At 36.7% G+C, this 18,011-nt stretch carries 18 protein-coding genes; 6 read left to right on the forward strand and 12 right to left on the reverse strand.

The annotated features are described in order from the left end of the window. The first annotated feature begins 8 nt into the window (after positions 1–8). A complete protein-coding gene (locus tag ACN1CD_RS20525) occupies positions 9–1,091 on the forward strand; it encodes an aminotransferase class V-fold PLP-dependent enzyme (RefSeq protein ID WP_419132282.1) in 1,083 nt (360 codons plus the stop codon). Between the two features lie 22 nt (positions 1,092–1,113). Here ACN1CD_RS20525 and egtD read toward each other — a convergent pair whose 3' ends face one another. The 10 genes from egtD to ACN1CD_RS20575 form a co-directional block, all read right to left on the reverse strand. Continuing rightward, the gene (gene egtD / locus ACN1CD_RS20530) at positions 1,114–2,091 is read right to left on the reverse strand and encodes an L-histidine N(alpha)-methyltransferase (RefSeq protein WP_419132283.1); all 978 of its coding nucleotides are present in this window, start codon (positions 2,089–2,091) and stop codon (positions 1,114–1,116) included. Between the two features lie 6 nt (positions 2,092–2,097). After that, complete coding sequence (egtB, locus tag ACN1CD_RS20535) at positions 2,098–3,246, reverse strand: ergothioneine biosynthesis protein EgtB (RefSeq protein WP_419132284.1); 1,149 nt, start codon at positions 3,244–3,246, stop codon at positions 2,098–2,100. Then, on the reverse strand, positions 3,246–4,817 hold the full coding sequence (locus ACN1CD_RS20540; RefSeq protein ID WP_419132285.1) for an ABC transporter permease/substrate-binding protein: 1,572 nt from the start codon (positions 4,815–4,817) through the stop codon (positions 3,246–3,248). The genes egtB and ACN1CD_RS20540 overlap by 1 nt, the downstream gene beginning before the upstream one ends. Continuing rightward, the gene (locus ACN1CD_RS20545; protein ID WP_419132286.1) at positions 4,810–5,766 is read right to left on the reverse strand and encodes an ABC transporter ATP-binding protein; all 957 of its coding nucleotides are present in this window, start codon (positions 5,764–5,766) and stop codon (positions 4,810–4,812) included. Before ACN1CD_RS20545 ends, ACN1CD_RS20540 begins: the two co-directional genes overlap by 8 nt. Positions 5,767–5,770: 4 nt before the next feature. Further along, the gene (locus ACN1CD_RS20550) at positions 5,771–7,153 is read right to left on the reverse strand and encodes a mercuric reductase (RefSeq protein WP_419132287.1); all 1,383 of its coding nucleotides are present in this window, start codon (positions 7,151–7,153) and stop codon (positions 5,771–5,773) included. Between the two features lie 185 nt (positions 7,154–7,338). After that, the gene (locus ACN1CD_RS20555; RefSeq protein ID WP_419132288.1) at positions 7,339–7,617 is read right to left on the reverse strand and encodes a SelT/SelW/SelH family protein; all 279 of its coding nucleotides are present in this window, start codon (positions 7,615–7,617) and stop codon (positions 7,339–7,341) included. 199 nt (positions 7,618–7,816) lie between these two features. Next, a complete protein-coding gene (locus ACN1CD_RS20560) occupies positions 7,817–8,653 on the reverse strand; it encodes an alpha/beta hydrolase (protein WP_419132289.1) in 837 nt (278 codons plus the stop codon). A gap of 112 nt (positions 8,654–8,765) precedes the next feature. Next, entirely contained in the window at positions 8,766–9,152 is a 387-nt protein-coding gene (locus ACN1CD_RS20565) for a hypothetical protein (protein ID WP_419132290.1), read from the reverse strand. A gap of 85 nt (positions 9,153–9,237) precedes the next feature. After that, complete coding sequence (locus ACN1CD_RS20570; protein WP_419132291.1) at positions 9,238–11,331, reverse strand: FUSC family membrane protein; 2,094 nt, start codon at positions 11,329–11,331, stop codon at positions 9,238–9,240. Positions 11,332–11,556: 225 nt separating this feature from the next. Beyond that, positions 11,557–11,919 (reverse strand): response regulator transcription factor, encoded by a 363-nt coding sequence (locus ACN1CD_RS20575; protein ID WP_419132292.1) that lies wholly within the window; start codon positions 11,917–11,919, stop codon positions 11,557–11,559. A 211-nt stretch (positions 11,920–12,130) separates the two neighbouring features. Between ACN1CD_RS20575 and ACN1CD_RS20580 the strand changes: the two genes are divergently transcribed. The 4 genes from ACN1CD_RS20580 (at position 12,131) to ACN1CD_RS20595 (ending at position 15,166) form a co-directional block, all read left to right on the forward strand. Next, positions 12,131–12,328, forward strand: a complete 198-nt coding sequence (locus ACN1CD_RS20580) for a hypothetical protein (protein ID WP_419132293.1) — start codon at positions 12,131–12,133, stop codon at positions 12,326–12,328. 220 nt (positions 12,329–12,548) lie between these two features. Next, the gene (locus ACN1CD_RS20585) at positions 12,549–13,601 is read left to right on the forward strand and encodes an endonuclease/exonuclease/phosphatase family protein (RefSeq protein ID WP_419132294.1); all 1,053 of its coding nucleotides are present in this window, start codon (positions 12,549–12,551) and stop codon (positions 13,599–13,601) included. A gap of 544 nt (positions 13,602–14,145) precedes the next feature. Further along, positions 14,146–14,733, forward strand: coding sequence for a Crp/Fnr family transcriptional regulator (locus tag ACN1CD_RS20590; protein WP_419132295.1), 588 nt, complete (start codon positions 14,146–14,148; stop codon positions 14,731–14,733). A gap of 208 nt (positions 14,734–14,941) precedes the next feature. Beyond that, positions 14,942–15,166 carry a hypothetical protein gene (locus tag ACN1CD_RS20595; protein ID WP_419132296.1) on the forward strand — a complete coding sequence of 75 codons (225 nt, stop codon included), beginning with the start codon at positions 14,942–14,944 and terminating at the stop codon, positions 15,164–15,166. A gap of 140 nt (positions 15,167–15,306) precedes the next feature. Here the strand turns inward: ACN1CD_RS20595 and ACN1CD_RS20600 are convergent, their stop codons facing one another. Together ACN1CD_RS20600 and ACN1CD_RS20605 are read right to left on the reverse strand one after the other, a co-directional pair. Further along, entirely contained in the window at positions 15,307–15,768 is a 462-nt protein-coding gene (locus tag ACN1CD_RS20600) for a PA2169 family four-helix-bundle protein (protein ID WP_419132297.1), read from the reverse strand. A 284-nt stretch (positions 15,769–16,052) separates the two neighbouring features. Continuing rightward, on the reverse strand, positions 16,053–16,241 hold the full coding sequence (locus tag ACN1CD_RS20605) for a cold-shock protein (protein ID WP_419132298.1): 189 nt from the start codon (positions 16,239–16,241) through the stop codon (positions 16,053–16,055). A gap of 389 nt (positions 16,242–16,630) precedes the next feature. Between ACN1CD_RS20605 and map the strand changes: the two genes are divergently transcribed. Beyond that, on the forward strand, positions 16,631–17,434 hold the full coding sequence (map, locus tag ACN1CD_RS20610; RefSeq protein ID WP_419132299.1) for a type I methionyl aminopeptidase: 804 nt from the start codon (positions 16,631–16,633) through the stop codon (positions 17,432–17,434). Positions 17,435–18,011: the final 577 nt, after the last annotated feature.

Raw genomic sequence — 18,011 nt, forward strand, 5'->3', positions numbered from 1 at the left:
TTTTGGATATGAACCTATCTGCTTCCTTTCCTATCTTAGAAAAATACACCTATTTAAACACCGCGAACTCTGGTATTCTGTCCACTGAACTTGCAAAATGGAGAACTGATCATGATCAGCTCTTTATTAATGGAGGAAGTGCTTTCAGGATGGAACAATTACCAATTATTGAATTGCTAAGAGCCAATGTAGCAGATTTTTTTAAGGCTGATCTACCGAACGTTTTCCTAACCCAGAATTTCTCTTTTGGCTTTAATACTTTGCTTGATGGCTTACCTAAAACGCACCGGTTTTTATTGTTGAACAATGAATACCCTTCCGTAGACTATCAGGTAATCAGTCGAGGCTTTGAACACTTCAATGTTGATATCGATGAATACCTGGAAGACAATATTTTGGCAGCGATTGAAAAACACCATCCAACTGTATTTGCCTTTAGTGTGGTACAATACATTAGTGGCTACCGCATGAATCCGGAATTCATTAAAAAATTAAAACACACCTATCCAGATCTATTGCTGATTGGAGATGGGACACAATTCTGCGGTACAACTGATTTTGATTTTAGAAATTCAGGATTGGATGCATTGATTTCCAGCGGTTATAAATGGCTTTTAGCGGGCTATGGAAACGGCTTTGTTTTATTGTCAGATCAACTCTCTGATCAGCTTTATAAAGAAAGAAAAAACAACCTGCTTCCTACTGCTCCATTTCTCAAGGGTAAAACGCACCTGGCGCTCTGCTTCGAACCCGGACATTTAGATACACTGAATTTAGGTTCCCTTCATGAAAGTTTGAACTTTATACGGAATGTCGGGATTACTGAAATAGAAAGGAAAACGAAACAACTTTGTAAACTGGCCAAAACTCAACTCCATGATCGTGGTTTATTGCCAGATTATCTAGTCGATCAACAATATCCTTCTACGATTATGAGTATGCCTCTAAATCCGAACATGGTTGGTAAACTTGCCGATGCGGGAATCTTATGCTCATCAAGAGGAGCCGGAACCCGGATTTCTTTCCATTTTTATAACACCGAAGAAGATTTACAAAAACTACTGGAGGTGCTAGACGGAAAGAAAATTTAAAGAATATGGGTGGGTGTAATGATTATTTCCCCACCTTCCATACCGCATCGACAAAATATTTTTGATGATCGAAAAAATGAGCCGTTGGTGTAAATCCGGTTTCCATAGCCAAATCATTAATTTCTTTAAGCGAATATTTCTGTGAAATTTCCATATAAATATGCTCATTTTGTGCAAATCGGACGGTTTCGTCACCAATATTAACCAGTTGTTCTTTTAAACTCACCAGGTAGCTTTTACAGGCGCCCGATTCAGGATCGTAACTGGCGTAGTGATCAAAGTGTTCTACTTCAAAATCTCCATCAAGTTCACGGTTGATGCGACTGAGTAAATTTAAATTGAAAGACTTGGTGATTCCAGCCGCATCATCGTAAGCAGCCAAAATTTGGCGTGGATTTTTCTTCAGGTCAAACCCAATAATTAATAGGTCTTCCGGCGATAATTCATTTCTCAATGCCTTGCAAAACTCCTTCGCCTCAACAACGTCCATGTTTCCAATATTAGCACCCATAAACAGCAAGACTTTGCGACGTCCCGACATACTTTTCGCTTTCTTCACCATGGCAAAATAGTCACCGTTTAAGCCTTCTACGTTTAATGCGGGCAGTTTTTTGGGCAGATTCTCTTCTAAGTCTTCAATCACATGTTGAGAGATGTCAATCGGCAGGTAAGAGAATTCCAATTGTCTATTAAGCAATGCTTGTAATAAATGAACCGATTTAGTCGCATCGCCGGCACCTAATTCAATCAGATCGAAGGCACTGGGATCAGCAGCTATCACATCAGCTAGTTCATCTGTTTGATGTTGCAGAATTTCCATCTCTGCATCTGTAAGGTAATATTCATCCATTTCCATGATCTGCTGAAAAATTCGGTCACCAGTTTCGTCATAAAAATATTTCGAACTTAAAAACTTTTTTTCAGCCATTAGGCCATCCAAAACATCATTTAAAAATAATGACGTAACCGGAGAAATTTGTGTTGAAGTAATCGTACTCATGAAAATCTATTTTGCTAAACGAATCCCTGTAAACTGCCACCTTAAATGTGGATGAAAAAAATTTCGGTAAGTACTACGTCCATGACCAGCTGGTGTGGCCACAGAAGCTCCACGAAGCACTTTTTGGTTCACCATAAACTTACCATTGTATTCGCCGATTGCTCCCGGCGCTTTACTAAAACCTGGATATGGGAGGTAAGCACTTTCCGTCCACTCCCATCTTTTACCCCAATTAAACTGCTGTGCAGCAACTTCCCATTCAAATTCTGTTGGCAGGCGCATGCTTTTCCAGCTGGCAAAAGCATAGGCTTCATAATAGCTGATGTGCGTAACCGGATAAGAAAGATTTATCGGCAATAAGCCAGCGTAAGTGTAATTAAACCACTCACTGTCTATTTCATGCCAGTACATGGGAGAATTTATACCGTTTTTTTGTACCCAATCCCAACCCTCTGCATGCCAGTAATTGAAATTGGTATAACCGCCTGCCTTGATAAAATCTAAGTAAGATCTGTTAGTTTCCAGTTCACTGCTGATCTGATAATCTTGCAAATAAACCTTGTGCCGATTCAACTCATTATCAAAACAAAAGCCTTCGCCATTAAAACCGATTTCATAAACTCCTTCATTAATCGATACCAAACTTGCCTGATTTTTAATCTCTTCGTGTTCTTTCCAAACAGCGGAATAAACCGGAAAAAGCGGGTTGTTTCCTAAAATGTATTTAATATCTGTAAGCAAAAGTTCCTGGTGTTGCTGTTCATGGTTGAAACCAAGAATGAGCAGTTCCGTCACTTCTTCTGTTATCGACTGGCTTAAAAAATGAATCATCGCTTCATCTACATAATAGCGATATTGATAAATTTCGTTTACACTCGGGCGACTCAAATTTCCACGATCGGTACGGATTACCCTGGCACCAACTGTTTCATAATAGCTGTTGAATACAAAATTATAGTCAGGATTGTATTCTCGATAATTTGCAACATGCGGTTTGAGGATAAAGGTTTCGAAAAACCAAGTGGTGTGGCCAAGGTGCCATTTAGGTGGACTTACATCCTCAACAGGCTGAACGACATAGTCTTCTGTTTGTAATGGCTCACAAATCGATTCAGTATATTTCCTGATGGTCAGGAATTGATCAACTAAATTCATTAATTTTTATCTAAATATTGCTGTAATGTTGTTATAGTAGTAACATTTAGATCTTTTGATTGTTTTCTCCGCATCATTAAAGCGTACGAATTATTAAAACCAATTGGTTTCAGCCATTTAATTTTAAACTGCTGCGAAAACTGCTTGCTTACATATTGATAGGTGCTGTCTTTATTGTGTGTAATTCGCTTAAAAATCTTTGGATCTGGTTTAAGCAGAACGATTAACCCTGTACCCGTATATTCCGGATAAAAATCGATTTGATCGTTGGTTAAGGCATCAAAACAAATTTTAGTGCCACCCAAACCAGTTTTTGTTGCTACCTCGTAATCGGTGTTCCCCTGGATCAGCATCCGGTACATTTCTGCCAGAATATATTGTTCACCAAAAATTTTGGAGCCAATTCTAATCAAACCCTTTTTGCCACCTCTTGGTGCTTTATACAAGTCATTTTTAATCAGGAAGTCTTTTGCTACGCGTTCTGGTGTTTGTTTAAGATAATCCGTCCGGTAATTAAGATCCGTCATTACCGAATCCGTAATTTTACCCGACAAAAGATTCAGCGTTTGCTCCAAAGCTGGAAATTTCTTTAATGATGATTCCCTAACAATTGGTGCGGCATAATATGGCGGAAATATGCCTTTATCATCTTTTAAAATAGTCAGGTCAAATGCTTTTAAACGACCATCGGTAGAATAACCGCTGATGACATCCAACTCTTTTTCATAAGCTGCTTTATACATTACGGCATCGCTGATTACGATGGTATGAATTTTTAATCCATATTCCTTTTTCAAACCCAAATCGCCATCTCGCCTGCCCATAAACTCTGGCGTAAAACCAGCAGTAAGCGAACTTCCATAAGCTTTAGGCAACAGGTAAAAAGTACTAAGAGCCAGTAATATAACCGGAAAAACGTACAAGAACCTTCTTATTTTTTTGAAGTCTGTCTTTTGAATCACGGCCAGGGCAGCATCTAAAATGATGGCCAATAAAGCCGCCGGGATAGCACCTGCTAAAATCATATTAGTATTATTGAGCGAGATTCCACCAAAAATAAATTCGCCTAATCCTCCTGCTGCAATATAAGATGCCAGCGTGGCTACACCCACATTAATCACTGTTGCTGTACGAATCCCAGCCAGAATTACGGGCATGGCAATGGGCAATTCCACCTTAAATAAAATCTGCATTTTACTCATGCCCATCGCCATGGCCGCTTCTTTTACTTCTGCACTGATCCCCACAATTCCGGTATAGGTATTTCTGATAATGGGTAATAAGGCATAAATTAATAAAGCCACAATTGCAGGTTTCGCACCTATCCCAAGTAGAGGAATCATGAAACCTAATAAAGCAATGCTGGGAATGGTTTGTAAAATCCCGGCAACTGCTAAAACTGAACCAGAAAGCTTTCGTTTCCTGGCAATTAATATTCCGAGTGGCAAACCTATGGCTACCGCGAGGAAAAGCGAGATAAAGGTTAATCCAAGATGCTGAAAAGTTTGATTCAGCAGCTTATCAGACTGTTCTGACATGAACTGCCATAAATTTTGTTGAGGTTCATCCATGCAACTGAGAAGTTTGATAACGGGTAAATGCAGCATTTAGGCTATTAATATCTATCGATTTCTGTTTGCCTAGCTCGCCTGCAAATGTAATTTTAGTAACTCCTGATCGGAAATAACTTAAGGCATCCCAGATGGTTAAATTCTGATCAACTGGTTTAGCATCTTCAGATTGTTCATCTGGCAATTCCATCCATAAATCTTTAAGCGTTGTGATTTTAAATTCAAGCGTCATGCGTTCACTCTCTATAAAACCATTAACGAAATCATTTACAGGTTGATACAATAATTCTTTAGGCGTTCCAATCTGGATAATTTCGCCTTTATTCATTAAACAAATGCGATCTGCCAGTTCAAATGCTTCCTGAACATCGTGTGTAACCATCACGATGGTTTTTCGTTTCAATTCTTCGAGGGCTTTAAATTCTTTACGAATGCTGGCCCGGGTTACATTATCTAAAGCACCAAAAGGCTCATCCATCAATAAAATCGAAGGGTCAGCAACCAAAGCCCTGGCCAAGCCTACCCGTTGCTGCTGGCCACCACTCAATTCATGTGGAAAAAGGTTGATGCAATCTGCAGGAAGATGAAGTTTACCTAGCAGTTCTTCCGTTCTCTCCTGTGTCTTTTTCTTATCCCATTTCAGCAGCTGTGGAACCGTTGCAATGTTTTCGCCTACGGTATAATGAGGAAAAAGACCGTTATTTTGCATCACGTAACCAATTCCTCTTCTTAATATTTCAGGATTTTCATTGGAAATATTTCTTCCATTAATCGTTATTTTGCCAGCATCGGGCTCAATCAGTCGGTTGATCATTTTTAGTGTAGTGGTTTTCCCACATCCGCTAGTACCCAAAAGAATAAGGTTTTCGCCTTCATTCACTTCAAAGGATACTGATTTTACCGCTGCTGTATCTTTGAAAGATTTGCTTACCCGATCTAATCTGATCATACGCTTATTTATGGATTTTCATAAACAAATTGTTCAATGATTCTGTATAAGTTGGATGAGCAAATACCCCATACCTGATTTGTTCAGCCGTAATTCCGCCTTGCATGGCCATTTGCAGTACAGACATAATTTCACCTCCTTCAGATGCTAAAATCGCGGCACCAAGAATCTGATTCGTTTTCGCATCTACAACCGCCTTCATCAATCCCAAGGTTTCGTTGGTTTCTATTCCCCTGGCTACATTTTTCATCGGCAATACCGCTACTTTATAATCCAGTTTCTGTTCTTTGGCCTGTTTTTCAGAAAGCCCTACTCTGGCCAGTTGCGGATCGGTAAACATACAATACGGGATCTCCCTGTCTTTGGTGGATAAATCTGTGTTTTCAATCAGGTTGCGATAAACAATTGTATAATCGTTATAGGCAATATGCGTAAAGGCGGGTCCACCTTTTACATCGCCTAGCGCATAAATGCCTTTGATATTGGTTTCTAGTTTATCATTAACCAAAACATGACCATGTTCATCTGTTTCCACACCACAATTTTCTAACCCTAAATCTTTCGTTTGAGGGGCGCGACCAACCGCAACTAACAAATGACTTGCTTTGATCTTTTTATTTTTCTTACCTGTTGTTTCCGAAATTTCGATGTTATCGCCCTTCCAACCAATGTGATTAATTTTGACACCAGTAACTACTTCTATTTTTTCCGCTTCCAAAAATTCAGTAACTGCTTTCGAAATATCTTCATCCTCTTTGGAGAGAATCACAGGTGATTGTTCTAAAATAGTAACCTTGCTTCCAAATCGGCTAAACATCTGGCCAAATTCCAAACCGATATAATTTCCGCCGATGATTACCAGATGATCCGGAATTTCTTCCAAATCAAGAATAGTGGTAGAGGTTAAGTAGTCAATATCATCAATCCCATCAATATCAGGAATGATTGTTTTGGCTCCAGTGTTAATGAAAATCAAATCTGCTGATAGCTTTTCTTCGGTTCCATCCTTGCACTTTACCACAATCTCCTTTTCGCTGGTAAAACTCGCCTCGCCCATGTATAACTTCAAACCTTTGGTTTCTGCTATCCCATTTTCAGCGCTTCCTTTAAAAATTTCTACAATGCCATCTGCTCTCTTTTTGATCTTTTTCAAATCAACGGTAACATCTCCAACCAGTACGCCAAGTTCTGAAGCTTTTCTGGCCTGGTATGCGGCTTTCGCAGATGCAATCATTGCTTTTGTAGGCGTACATCCATCATTAATACAGGTACCGCCAACGTATCGTTTCTCAATAATTGCTGTTTTTTTTCCAGCTTCAGCCATTTTTTTGGCAAGTGGAACTCCTGCCTGACCTGCGCCAATGATGATCGCATCGTAGTGTTTCATATTTATTGTTTTAGCCTATCGGGAATAAACTGCATTTAAGTGTACAGTTATTCTTCGACAGAGATATAACTTTAAAATCAAGTCATTGTTTGCAGAAGCTGATTCATTTCAGGAACGCTTAACAAATTCAGCACCTCATTGCTAACTCCAATATGCCTGGTAAAGAATCTTTTGAAAAAGGATATTTATCGATCGGTATGTCCGAGATTCATTTCCGGATCTATATGATCACGAACTAATTTTTTCAGCTCTTTTATTTCTGGAAAGCGACCTGCTTCTTTCCTGTCAAAGATCAATTGATCATTTATTGAAATCAAAAATGTTCCGCTTACCTCACTCGGAATTAAAGTTACCCCCTTCAGTTGTTCTGTAAAAGTAGTTAAAAGCTCTTGTGCCATATACGCAGACCGAAGCATCCATCCACAACGCGGACAGTATTCTATTGATATCAAAGGCTTTATCATTTATATTGTTTTAATAGTGGATGATTCCTGCTTGCTAAATTAGCCTGTGCTAAGATGAAGAAAGTATGAAGATAATACTGAAACTTAAATTTTATTTGGAAAGTAACCATGAAACTGCTACTTTCGTCCCGAGAGCGTTAATTTAGATACGGGCCGGAGGTAGTTTTACCTTTGGCCCGTTCTTCTTTTATAGGCTTTTTTATTGCTGATCTCGTTTAAAATATTTGCTGAAATAGAGCATTTGATAGGCAATCGCGTTACCCCAATAGGCGAAATTGTGTATCCCCGGGCGAATAATAAAATCATGAGGAATATTTCGATCCAGTAATTTATCATGCAACGCTACATTTACCTTATAGAAAAAATCACCAGAACCACAGTCGATAATAATAGAAAGCTTATTCGGCGTTAATAAGTGTGTTAAATTCACCACACTGTTTGCCTCCCAGCGTTCAGGATTCTCATTGTAAGATCCCAGTCTTTTAGCAATATTCCAGTTTTCAGGAAAAGGACGAAGGTCTACACCCCCACTCATGCTTCCGCAGGCACCATAAACATCCTGATGGCGAAAAGCCAGGTACAATGCGCCATGGCCGCCCATACTTAAACCAGTTATTGCTCTCCCAGAACGGTCTTTTATGGTGGAATATTTTTGATCGATATAACTCACTAACTCCGAAGAAACATAGGTTTCATATTGATAGGTTTTATCAATCGGACTATCAAAATACCAGCTGGTAACGCCACCATCAGGACAAACCACTAAAATTAATAATTCATCACTTAAACGCTTAACTGTTTCCGGATCAGGTGTCTGCTTTACCCAATCAGAAAAGTTTCCTCCGGCACCGTGCAATAAATATAAGGTTGGATATTTCTTTCCGGTAGAATAACTATCTGGTTTAACCACTACAGCCTTTATTTCTTTTTTCATCACCTTACTGTAGGTGGTTACGGTATCAACACTGGCAGAAAATGCGGCAACAGGAAATAAAGTTACCAGCACAAAAAAGGTAAAAAGTCGGGTTAATTTCATACTTATACAATTCGTTTATCAAATATAACGAATTGAATAGCCACGACTATAACCCTATTGAATTTTTGGGAACTAAAAAGAATATTATAGTTTATAGGTAAATCTGATATTCTTATTTCTTTGTACTTTTCCAGGCCCAGTAAACCAATACAGGTTGAAAAAATAACCTTGCTAACCTTTTGCTGTCCGTATCCAGGCCGAAGCCATCTCTTCTATTGGTATATTGTGATACATTACCTGGAAAAACACCTACGAAAAGTGAGGCTGCCAGAACTCCAACAGTAGATCGGTATTTCTTAGGCGCTACAATCAATGCAGTACCCAATGCGATTTCTACAAAACCTGAATACACAACAGTATCATCTTTTTTTAATGGAACCCAATCCGGAACCTGGGCCTGAAATTCTTTTCTGGAAAAAGTTAAGTGTCCAATCCCTGCGACGATTAATCCTGCGCCTAAAAGTACACGGGCAGTGTTTTTAATTTGTTGCGTATCCATAATATATCTTTATCAGGAGGGTACAAATACCATTCCATTGATCGAAAACATCATTTTAAAAGATCCTGACATCCTAAATAAATATTTAATTAAAATAGGCTTTTAAGCGCTGGGTAAGCATGCTAAGCAATATTTTAGAATGAATCTTATTCTGCTCATCTCCAATAAGGGCAGTAAGATCTACAGATGGTGCGGCTGCAATACAATAATCAAGATTATTTAAACATTTTTCAAAAGCTTCGTTACTCACTGCGTAATCTGCTTCCTTCGCCAGCGAGAGTGCAGCGATAGCACCATTAGATTGATAAATTAACACCTGGATATCTTCCAGTCCACTCAAATCTACAGCCCTGGCAAGCGGCTCTTTCTTAATGGATTGTAAAGCCTCACTTAAAAAAGCAAAGCTGATATATGCATCTTTTCTAGCGAGCTTAGTCCTGTAATGATAGTTTAAGAACCCTTTCCGCTCTGATGCCACGCAAAATAAATAATGGCGGCTTGCAGTAAGACAATCTGAAATTAGGGTCTTGATTCGTGGAGTTTCCCAGATTGGAAAGATGAATATAGAAACATAGGAAAGTCCACAGCCAATTAATGTAAACAATAACCGATCGCTGATAATCTGTGATACATGACCATGATATACATTTAATGCCAAAACAACCATCACCGTTATACAGGCAACACCCCACATATAATGCGTTCGGTTGAAAAGGAAAAAACCCATTAAGCCTAATGCAGCTAATCCCAATTGCAAGGAAACCGAAGCAAAAGCGAGTAAAAGGCCAATAAGTAAACCAATTAAAGTTCCCCATAAACGCTGGGTGTTGCGTTTTCTGGTTAAACCGAAACTTGGCCTGTTTACAATAACTACCGTTAATAAGAGCCAATAACTATAACGCTGATCTGGGAAGAGTAGCGTTGGCATAATCGCGACCAAGCACAAAAGACTCAGACGAAGTGCGAATCGAAATACAGGTGAACGGAAAGAAAACTGCGAAAGTATATTTTGCCAGTTAAATGGAGGCTCTGGAATAAAATCTTTATAAATCTCTGTCTCAATAATAGCTGTATCGGGTAAAGCTAATTGGTAACCGACTGATAACCGCTCTACTATCTCTGAAATATCTTTTAAGTTTTTAGCTATGCCTGAAAGTAAATTTCCCTCTTCCAATGGCAATGTAGCCGAAATCACCAATAACTCGCTTATGTTATTCTCAATATGTTGCTGTGGTATCCCATCGAAAGCAGAAGATTTGGCATTGGAAAATTGCACGGCACTGTATTCTAATTTCCGTGAAAGCAGAGAGATGGTTTCCAGTATTTTAGGCAGGGTATTAGATGATGTTAAGGCTGCTCGGATTTCTCCATAATCGTGATGAATTGCTGTTACCTGTTCATAAAGATCGATAATGTCCAATGCAGCTGCCAATAGCTTTTTTCCAGGTTTATTTTCTGCAGACATCGCAATGCGATCCCTAAGCAACAGACTCCTGATGAGTTCCTGTCTTGCATTCAATTTTAAATGAAGCGTAATGTTCTGTGCGTTGAATTCGCGAAGATTAACCCCCTCATGGTAGGCACTAGCACGTAGTTCCATTAATGCTACAGTACCCTGGATAGCTTCAAAAATGGCATGATGCAAAGACCGATACGGCCATAAATAAATCTGTGTAAGGCTGATTAAGGTATACCATGCAGCACCTGTAACAATGTATGTACTAAAAACTAAAGGCTGCTTCGGATGAAGACCAAGTGTAAAAGCAATCAATGCCGTTCCAATCAGGCCGATTATGGAGAGTCGATTTCCAAAAACAGAAAGCATGGAAAATAAAAAGGTAATTAACACCACAGATACCGCTACGATGTAAGGACTGGCAAGGCTTAATGAAATGATAAACGAGGTAATGGCCAAAGATAAAATAGCCGCAATTGCACCGCTCAACTTGTCTCTCCTATTCCCCGGAATATCACATAAACTCATAAACATCGCACCAATGCTAATGCTTATTCCTGCAACAAGTTGTCCAAAATAAGCTAAAACGATCAGTGGAATAATGATGGCTAATGTATTTCTCAGAGCATCCGTCAAATATTCACTATAGCGGATGCGGATTGCAAAACCTTTAAGTTTTGCGTAGTATTTCGTTAAAAAGTTTACGTTGTTTCTTTCGTTCATTAATTCGACTGCAAACTTAATTACAATAATCCTGATTATGACAATCAATTTTTAATGTCGATAGTATATCTAACGAAATAAAATTAAGATGCCTAAAAAGATTTGAATGGATTTTAGCATTGCTGCCAGAATGATTTTGCTCTTAAAGCATATTTCAGCTTTTATAGCCTGTCTTTAAATTCAATGTCGAATTATAAGCAGTATTAATATTAGTAATCAGGCGATTTAATGAATTTGTGCAGAAATCCGTTTGACGAAATCATCTATTTCAAATGGCTTGTGAATGTAATCATCTGCAAAACAACGTTTATTAATTTCCTCACTGGAAAAATTAGCAGACATCATTACCACTGGCATACCTGAAGTAATTGGCGATGCTTTCAGCTCACTGCAATAATCCATTCCGTTCCCATCAGGTAACATTACATCCAATAAAAACAAATCTGCTGGTTTACCTTTTGCTAAACCAGATCGAAATGCCGCAATATTAGAAAAGGCACATACTTCATATTTTTCTTCCTGTAACAGAAGGGACACAATCTCTCTGATATCATCATTATCTTCTAACACATAAATGCGCTTTTCCATAGTATTTAACGTTTTCACTCTTTTGTTAACCAATAACATACCCGGATAGTTTTAGCATCCTTGGAAATATTTTACAATCGAAAAAATTAAACTATTCCTCCGCTTTAATAATAAGTATGCGCTACCAAAAGAGCATAATAATTACCGCAATCATAAAACTTTTTCGTTTCCCAATTTGTTGTAAAACTGAATTTATCGCATCAACAGAACAATGAACGAAATCATCAATCACGAAACTTACCGTGAAGTTATCGCCCGAATAAAATTTTTGTCTTCATCAACGCAAGAAACCATATTCAATTTTGAAGAATTGCACAAACTGCAATCTATGGCAATTGCTTACGAATTAAAAAAATATGATTTTACGATTGGCTTAACTGATACCAGGCAATTTTCAGTTGCGGGTTAATGAAGTTCGCTAATTGACAGATAGTAATTTCGTTCTAAAAAATGTAGGGTCAATACATCTGTATTGATATACTCTTTTTTATTTGGAGTAAAGATCTGTTAATAAACGCTATTTAAGTAGATAGTCCCCTTACTTCTTGTTCACATTTTTTTCCCGATAAAGGTATCAGAACATTTTAGCATGTTAGTTGTTAAGCTACTTACATTCAAAACCAAACGCTTTGACACACGACATTCTTTTTTACTTTAGCATAATTGTCATCCTCTCAACGATCATTCCCTTTATTCGCCACGACTTCTGGATATTCAGGGTTTTTGAGTACCCAAGACTTCAAAAACTTTCCTTAAATATTTTGTTAATCGCTATCATCCTGTATTTTTCTTTTCCTCAGGATACAAAAGATTGGCTGGTATTTGTCGGTCTTCTAATTAACCTGAGTTATTTATCATATCTGATTTTCCCATTCACGGTATTGGGTAAAAAACAAATTATTACCATTGTAAGAGGTAACGGCCAGGATAACTTAAAAATTTTAATTGCCAATGTTTATCAGGAAAACCGTCAATCTAAAGATTATCATAACCTGATTGCATCTTGCGAACCTGATGTGGTTTTAATGGTGGAAACTAATAAATGGTGGCAAAATGAAATGGATTCGATCCAGGAAATTTACCAACATCAGCTCAAAGCCCCATTAGAAAATACTTATGGCATGTTATTGTATTCGAAATTGCCCTTAACTGATGCAAAAGTTAATTATTTAGTTAAGTCTGATGTTCCGTCTATGGAAGCCACGGTCGCATTAAAATCAGGTCAGAAAGTAAAATTATTTTGCCTGCATCCTGAACCACCCGTTCCACAGGAAAACCCAAGAAGTACAGAAAGAGATAAAGAAATATTAATCGTTGCAGCTAAAGCGAAAGATATCAATTTACCCGTAGTGGTGATGGGTGATTTAAATGATGTTGCATGGAGCTACACCACAGAACTTTTTGGTAAGGTGAGTGGCTTATTGGATCCAAGACGTGGACGCGGCTTTTTCAATAGCTTTAATGCAAAATACTGGTTGCTCCGTTTTCCCCTTGACCATATTTTTTGTTCTACTAATTTTGCGTTAAGTTCAATCAAAAGGTTATCGAGTTGTGGTTCGGATCATTTTCCAATGTGTGTAGATTTAAAATACATGCCTTCAGCAGAAATAAAAAACGAGCAACTTGAATTGTCGGATGATGATTTAGTACTCGCAGAAGAAAAAATCTCAGCTAAAGTTTAACATCGTCGATTTAAAAAATTGATAATTATCAGGTATGATGAAATAGACGATTTGGAATATCTCAAAGATGAACGTGTATTTATAAAGCCACTAGAACACAAGCTGTTATTAAGAAAATAACAACAATATTAGGGTAACTCACCTGTTTACGAGAAATCAAATAATTAAATTGATTCGTTTTATTTTGCTGCCCTGGCCTGTGATTAAAAAATTACCATAACCATCATAAAATAAACCATTTACTTTACTACTTATTATCATAAGGATAAAACATAATTGGTAATCTTTATTTGCTTTTTTAAGGCAATCTCCATACAAATAATTGGCTGATTTCATGCAGGAATCAATGTATACCTATATTGATATTAGCGTCTGTAAATTAATAATGTTTAAAAATGTTGTTAACGATGAGAAAAACTAATTCCTCTCTTTCATTAAAATCGGGTCTCCTTTCTCATCGTTAATTTGCGGATCTAACATTAAAATCTGATTAAAAAGGTATAGCTTTGCAACGCATGCGCCTCATTATTATCAAACGTGCAAAATGAAACTTAATCCATTAATTAATTTCTGCAGTGCTTTAGCACCTGTGTCAGATGAACTCCTTGAATTACTTCTTGAAAACGCCATTATCCTATCGGTTTGCAAAAATACGCGGCTACATCCTAATGGAATAGGAGGCCATAATGCCATATTTATCGCAAGTGGTACTTTAAGAAAGTATGCTGTTATTGAAAACAAACAGATAACACTTTCGCTATATGGTGAGAATGAGATGATCGGTTTTACCGAAATAGCTAATTATCTTGAAGATGAGAGTTTAGAAACTATTCACGATTCTGAACTAATCTTATTGCCAAAAGATTTTGTTGAAAGCCTCTATGGAAAATATCCTGAAGTAGATAAAATGGTAAGAAAGATATTCAGTATGAAATATCAAAAACTGGTTTATGAATCAAGACTTTGCCGGCTGCCTTCTGCCGATCATCGTTATCGTATATTTAGTGATGCAAATGGAAAATACAGATTACCTGCAAGGATTTTAGCAAGTTATTTAGTGATGAGAGAAGAGACACTTAGCAGGCTAAAAACCAAACACAAAGCCAAAAATTACATAAAATGTGACGTTTAAATAATATTAGCCCTACCCTTCTTATTTCTTATTCGAATATTAATTTTTATTTAAACAGTTGATTCCTGGCTTATTGTAATCCTATCAGATTGATTTTATAATATATTGTACACTTAGAAAATGAGGGCTGTTATTTTCTTAATTTTCAAACTAGTCTCAGAAAATTACTTCAAGCAACATCTCGTATATTTACATGAAATAAATTAAGATGAGAAAAGGAGTACTTATTTCTACGGATCCAAATGAAGGAAACGGGAAAATAATTGATGAAAATGAACAGGGTATTTATTGCTGTCTAAAGGATCTGGGTTCCGAAATACAAATTGGTGATGCCGTTATTTTCAACATAAAAATGACTTCTTACGGATTAACGGCAGTTGACATATCTAAGATTAATATCGAGGATTGGACTTTGCTTCATCAAAATTTGTAATTAAATCATTTAAACATGTTAGAAATAGTTCATAAAGTCTAAACTAAATGATCTATTGATCCAAAAGATATAATCAAACGCCTTACGCATAAAAAAAGCCACTGAATATTTTCAGTGGCTCCCCAAACTATCAGCATTAATTACAATGCTTTGTGTGCGTCTCTTAATGCTTTAATTGCATCATGACTGATGTTAATTCCATCTTGTTGCTTCAATAATACTGATCTAACATTTTCGCCAAGTTCATTTTCCTGAAGTGCATCTTTGTAGGCTTTTTTGATTGCATCCTCACCACGTTCGCATTCAGCTAAAATACTGTGACGATCATCGCCACCAAAACTAGCTTTAATGTCAATCCATGCACGGTGTAGGGTACCTAAAACGGTGTTACCTGTTTCAGGATTTTCGCCATTGCGACCTACTAAACCAGCAAGTTCAGTAACATTTGTTCTGCTATCAGATGAAAGCTTATCAAAAGTTGCCTTTAAATCGATATTCTCATCACTTAAATCACTTGATGCTTTATCAAAACCGTCTGCTCTGTCATTGTTAATCTCAATTAGGTCATTTAATACCTCAACTGTTTTTTCTTGATTTTCCATAGTAAATTATAATCTTATAATTGGTAGATGGTATAATAACAAGCTGAAAGGATTAATGTTTGAAACATTCTAATTAAGAATCTTTTATTCTTAGAAAGAAAATCACCACATTTTATGGCTGGCATTACATAAAATATAATTAATAGGTATTGCCTTTACCATATATAATTTGACTACATAATAATACTTTATAGGCAGCAAAAAGAGATGACAAACTCCGAAATGAGAAAAATGAAAACAAAAAACAGGCACATGGCCTGTCTAAAGTTTCAAAAAATATTATTTTAAACGACTCTAACTTTAACTGCGTTCAATCCTTTTTTTCCTTCTTGTACTTCGTATTCAACGTTATCATTTTCATTGACTTTGTCGATAAGTCCACTTGCGTGAACGAAGATTTCTGAACCATTTTCTTCCTTAATAAATCCGAATCCTTTTTCTGTGTTAAAAAATTTTACTGTACCGTTTTTCATGATGTAGATAATTACTTTAAAGTTTATAAAATAAAAATAGTGTAAAAATCTAAAAAAGCAAAAAGCAATGAAATTTAATTTTACACTATAGCCTTTTTACTTTGATTAATTAAAGCTAAATTAAAATACAATTAATTATCTCACGTATGGTCAACATGTGTTTTTACCATTTAAATTTCAGTTTAGTCAATAAGTTTCTGCAATCTATATTCGATTATTCAACTTATTCATTAAAATAATTAACACTTATGGAACAGTTAAATCTCAAAATTAGGATAAAGTTTTTCACTATCTAATGAAAATTAAGAGTTCAACAATAATGAATTGCATACCTAAACAAGGTCAACTCTAAATGACCTTATAAAATGCAGATTGCTTATATTTGCCACATGATTATTTACAAGACGAATGAAGAAGTAGAGCTTATGAAAATCAGTGCACAACTGGTGAGTAACACTTTAGCTGAAGTAGCAAAGGTATTAAAGCCAGGAATGACAACGCTGGCAATTGATCAATTAGCGAATACTTTTATTTTGGATAATGGTGCTGTTCCTTCCTTTTACAACTATAATGGTTTTCCTTTTCATATTATTACATCCGTGAATGACGTAGTTGTTCATGGCTTTCCAACGAAGGATGAACTCAGGGATGGTGATATTATTTCTGTTGATGTTGGAACTATTAAAAATGGTTTTCATGGTGATCATGCCTATACGTTTATTATTGGTGAGGCTTCTCCAGACATACTTAAATTGGTCAAAACTACTAAAGATTCACTTTATCTCGGTATAGAACAAGCTGTTGCAGGCAAGAGAATGGGCGATATTGGGTATGCTATTCAATCACATAATGAAAATCAAGGCTATGGTGTGGTTCGAGATTTAGTTGGCCACGGCTTGGGCAGAGATATGCATGAAGATCCCCAGGTGCCTAACTATGGCAGGAAAGGTTCTGGAAGTTTATTGCGTGAAAACCTGGTTTTGGCGATAGAGCCGATGATTAATATGGGTAAAAAAGAAGTATACTTAGATGAAGACGGCTGGACAATCCGAACTGCAGATGGGAAACCGTCAGTGCATTTTGAACACGATGTATGCGTAAAGAAAGGTCAGGCGTTGATATTATCTGATTATGCTCCAATTGAAATTGCAGAAAAAGCAAATCTTAATCTTAATACATCATATTACGCTTAAGATAATAAAGGAGAGATATCTACAGGTATTTCTCCTTTTGTTTATACCTATAATTTGCTGTTAGAAGTAAACACTGTAAATTATAATTTTACGTTAAATACTATTTCGTTGGTCGTCTATCGTTTTTCGTCTATTAGCTATTAAAAGATCCTGAATCAAGTTCAGGAAGACGCGTGATGGATATACGAAGAATTTGTTGTTAATATATCGTTGTTCGTTGCTGGCTTCTAAACTTGTAACCCATAACATTTAACTTTCAACCTATAACTAAATGAGGGAAGTTTATTCAATTTTGCTGTTATTCAGAGCGTAGCGAAGAATCCCTAACCTAAGTATTTCTTCCGTTAAAACACCACTAACAACTTTTTATCTAATCTGTGAGATCCCTGAAATCTGCGGGAGATAATAATAAGGTTCATGTGTTATCGTTGTTCGTCTATTAGCTATGAAAAGATCCTGAATCAAGTTCACTGTTGTCCGGTTAAAGTTTAAACGATCCATTAAATCCTTTAAATCAAGCTAAAAAAGCTGTTTTTATCTCATTTTTAAAAGGTAAGCCCATTGTTTTATAGGTTTC

Origin of the sequence: Pedobacter sp. N23S346 (assembly GCF_048515415.1) — a bacterium.
Lineage (GTDB): Bacteria > Bacteroidota > Bacteroidia > Sphingobacteriales > Sphingobacteriaceae > Pedobacter.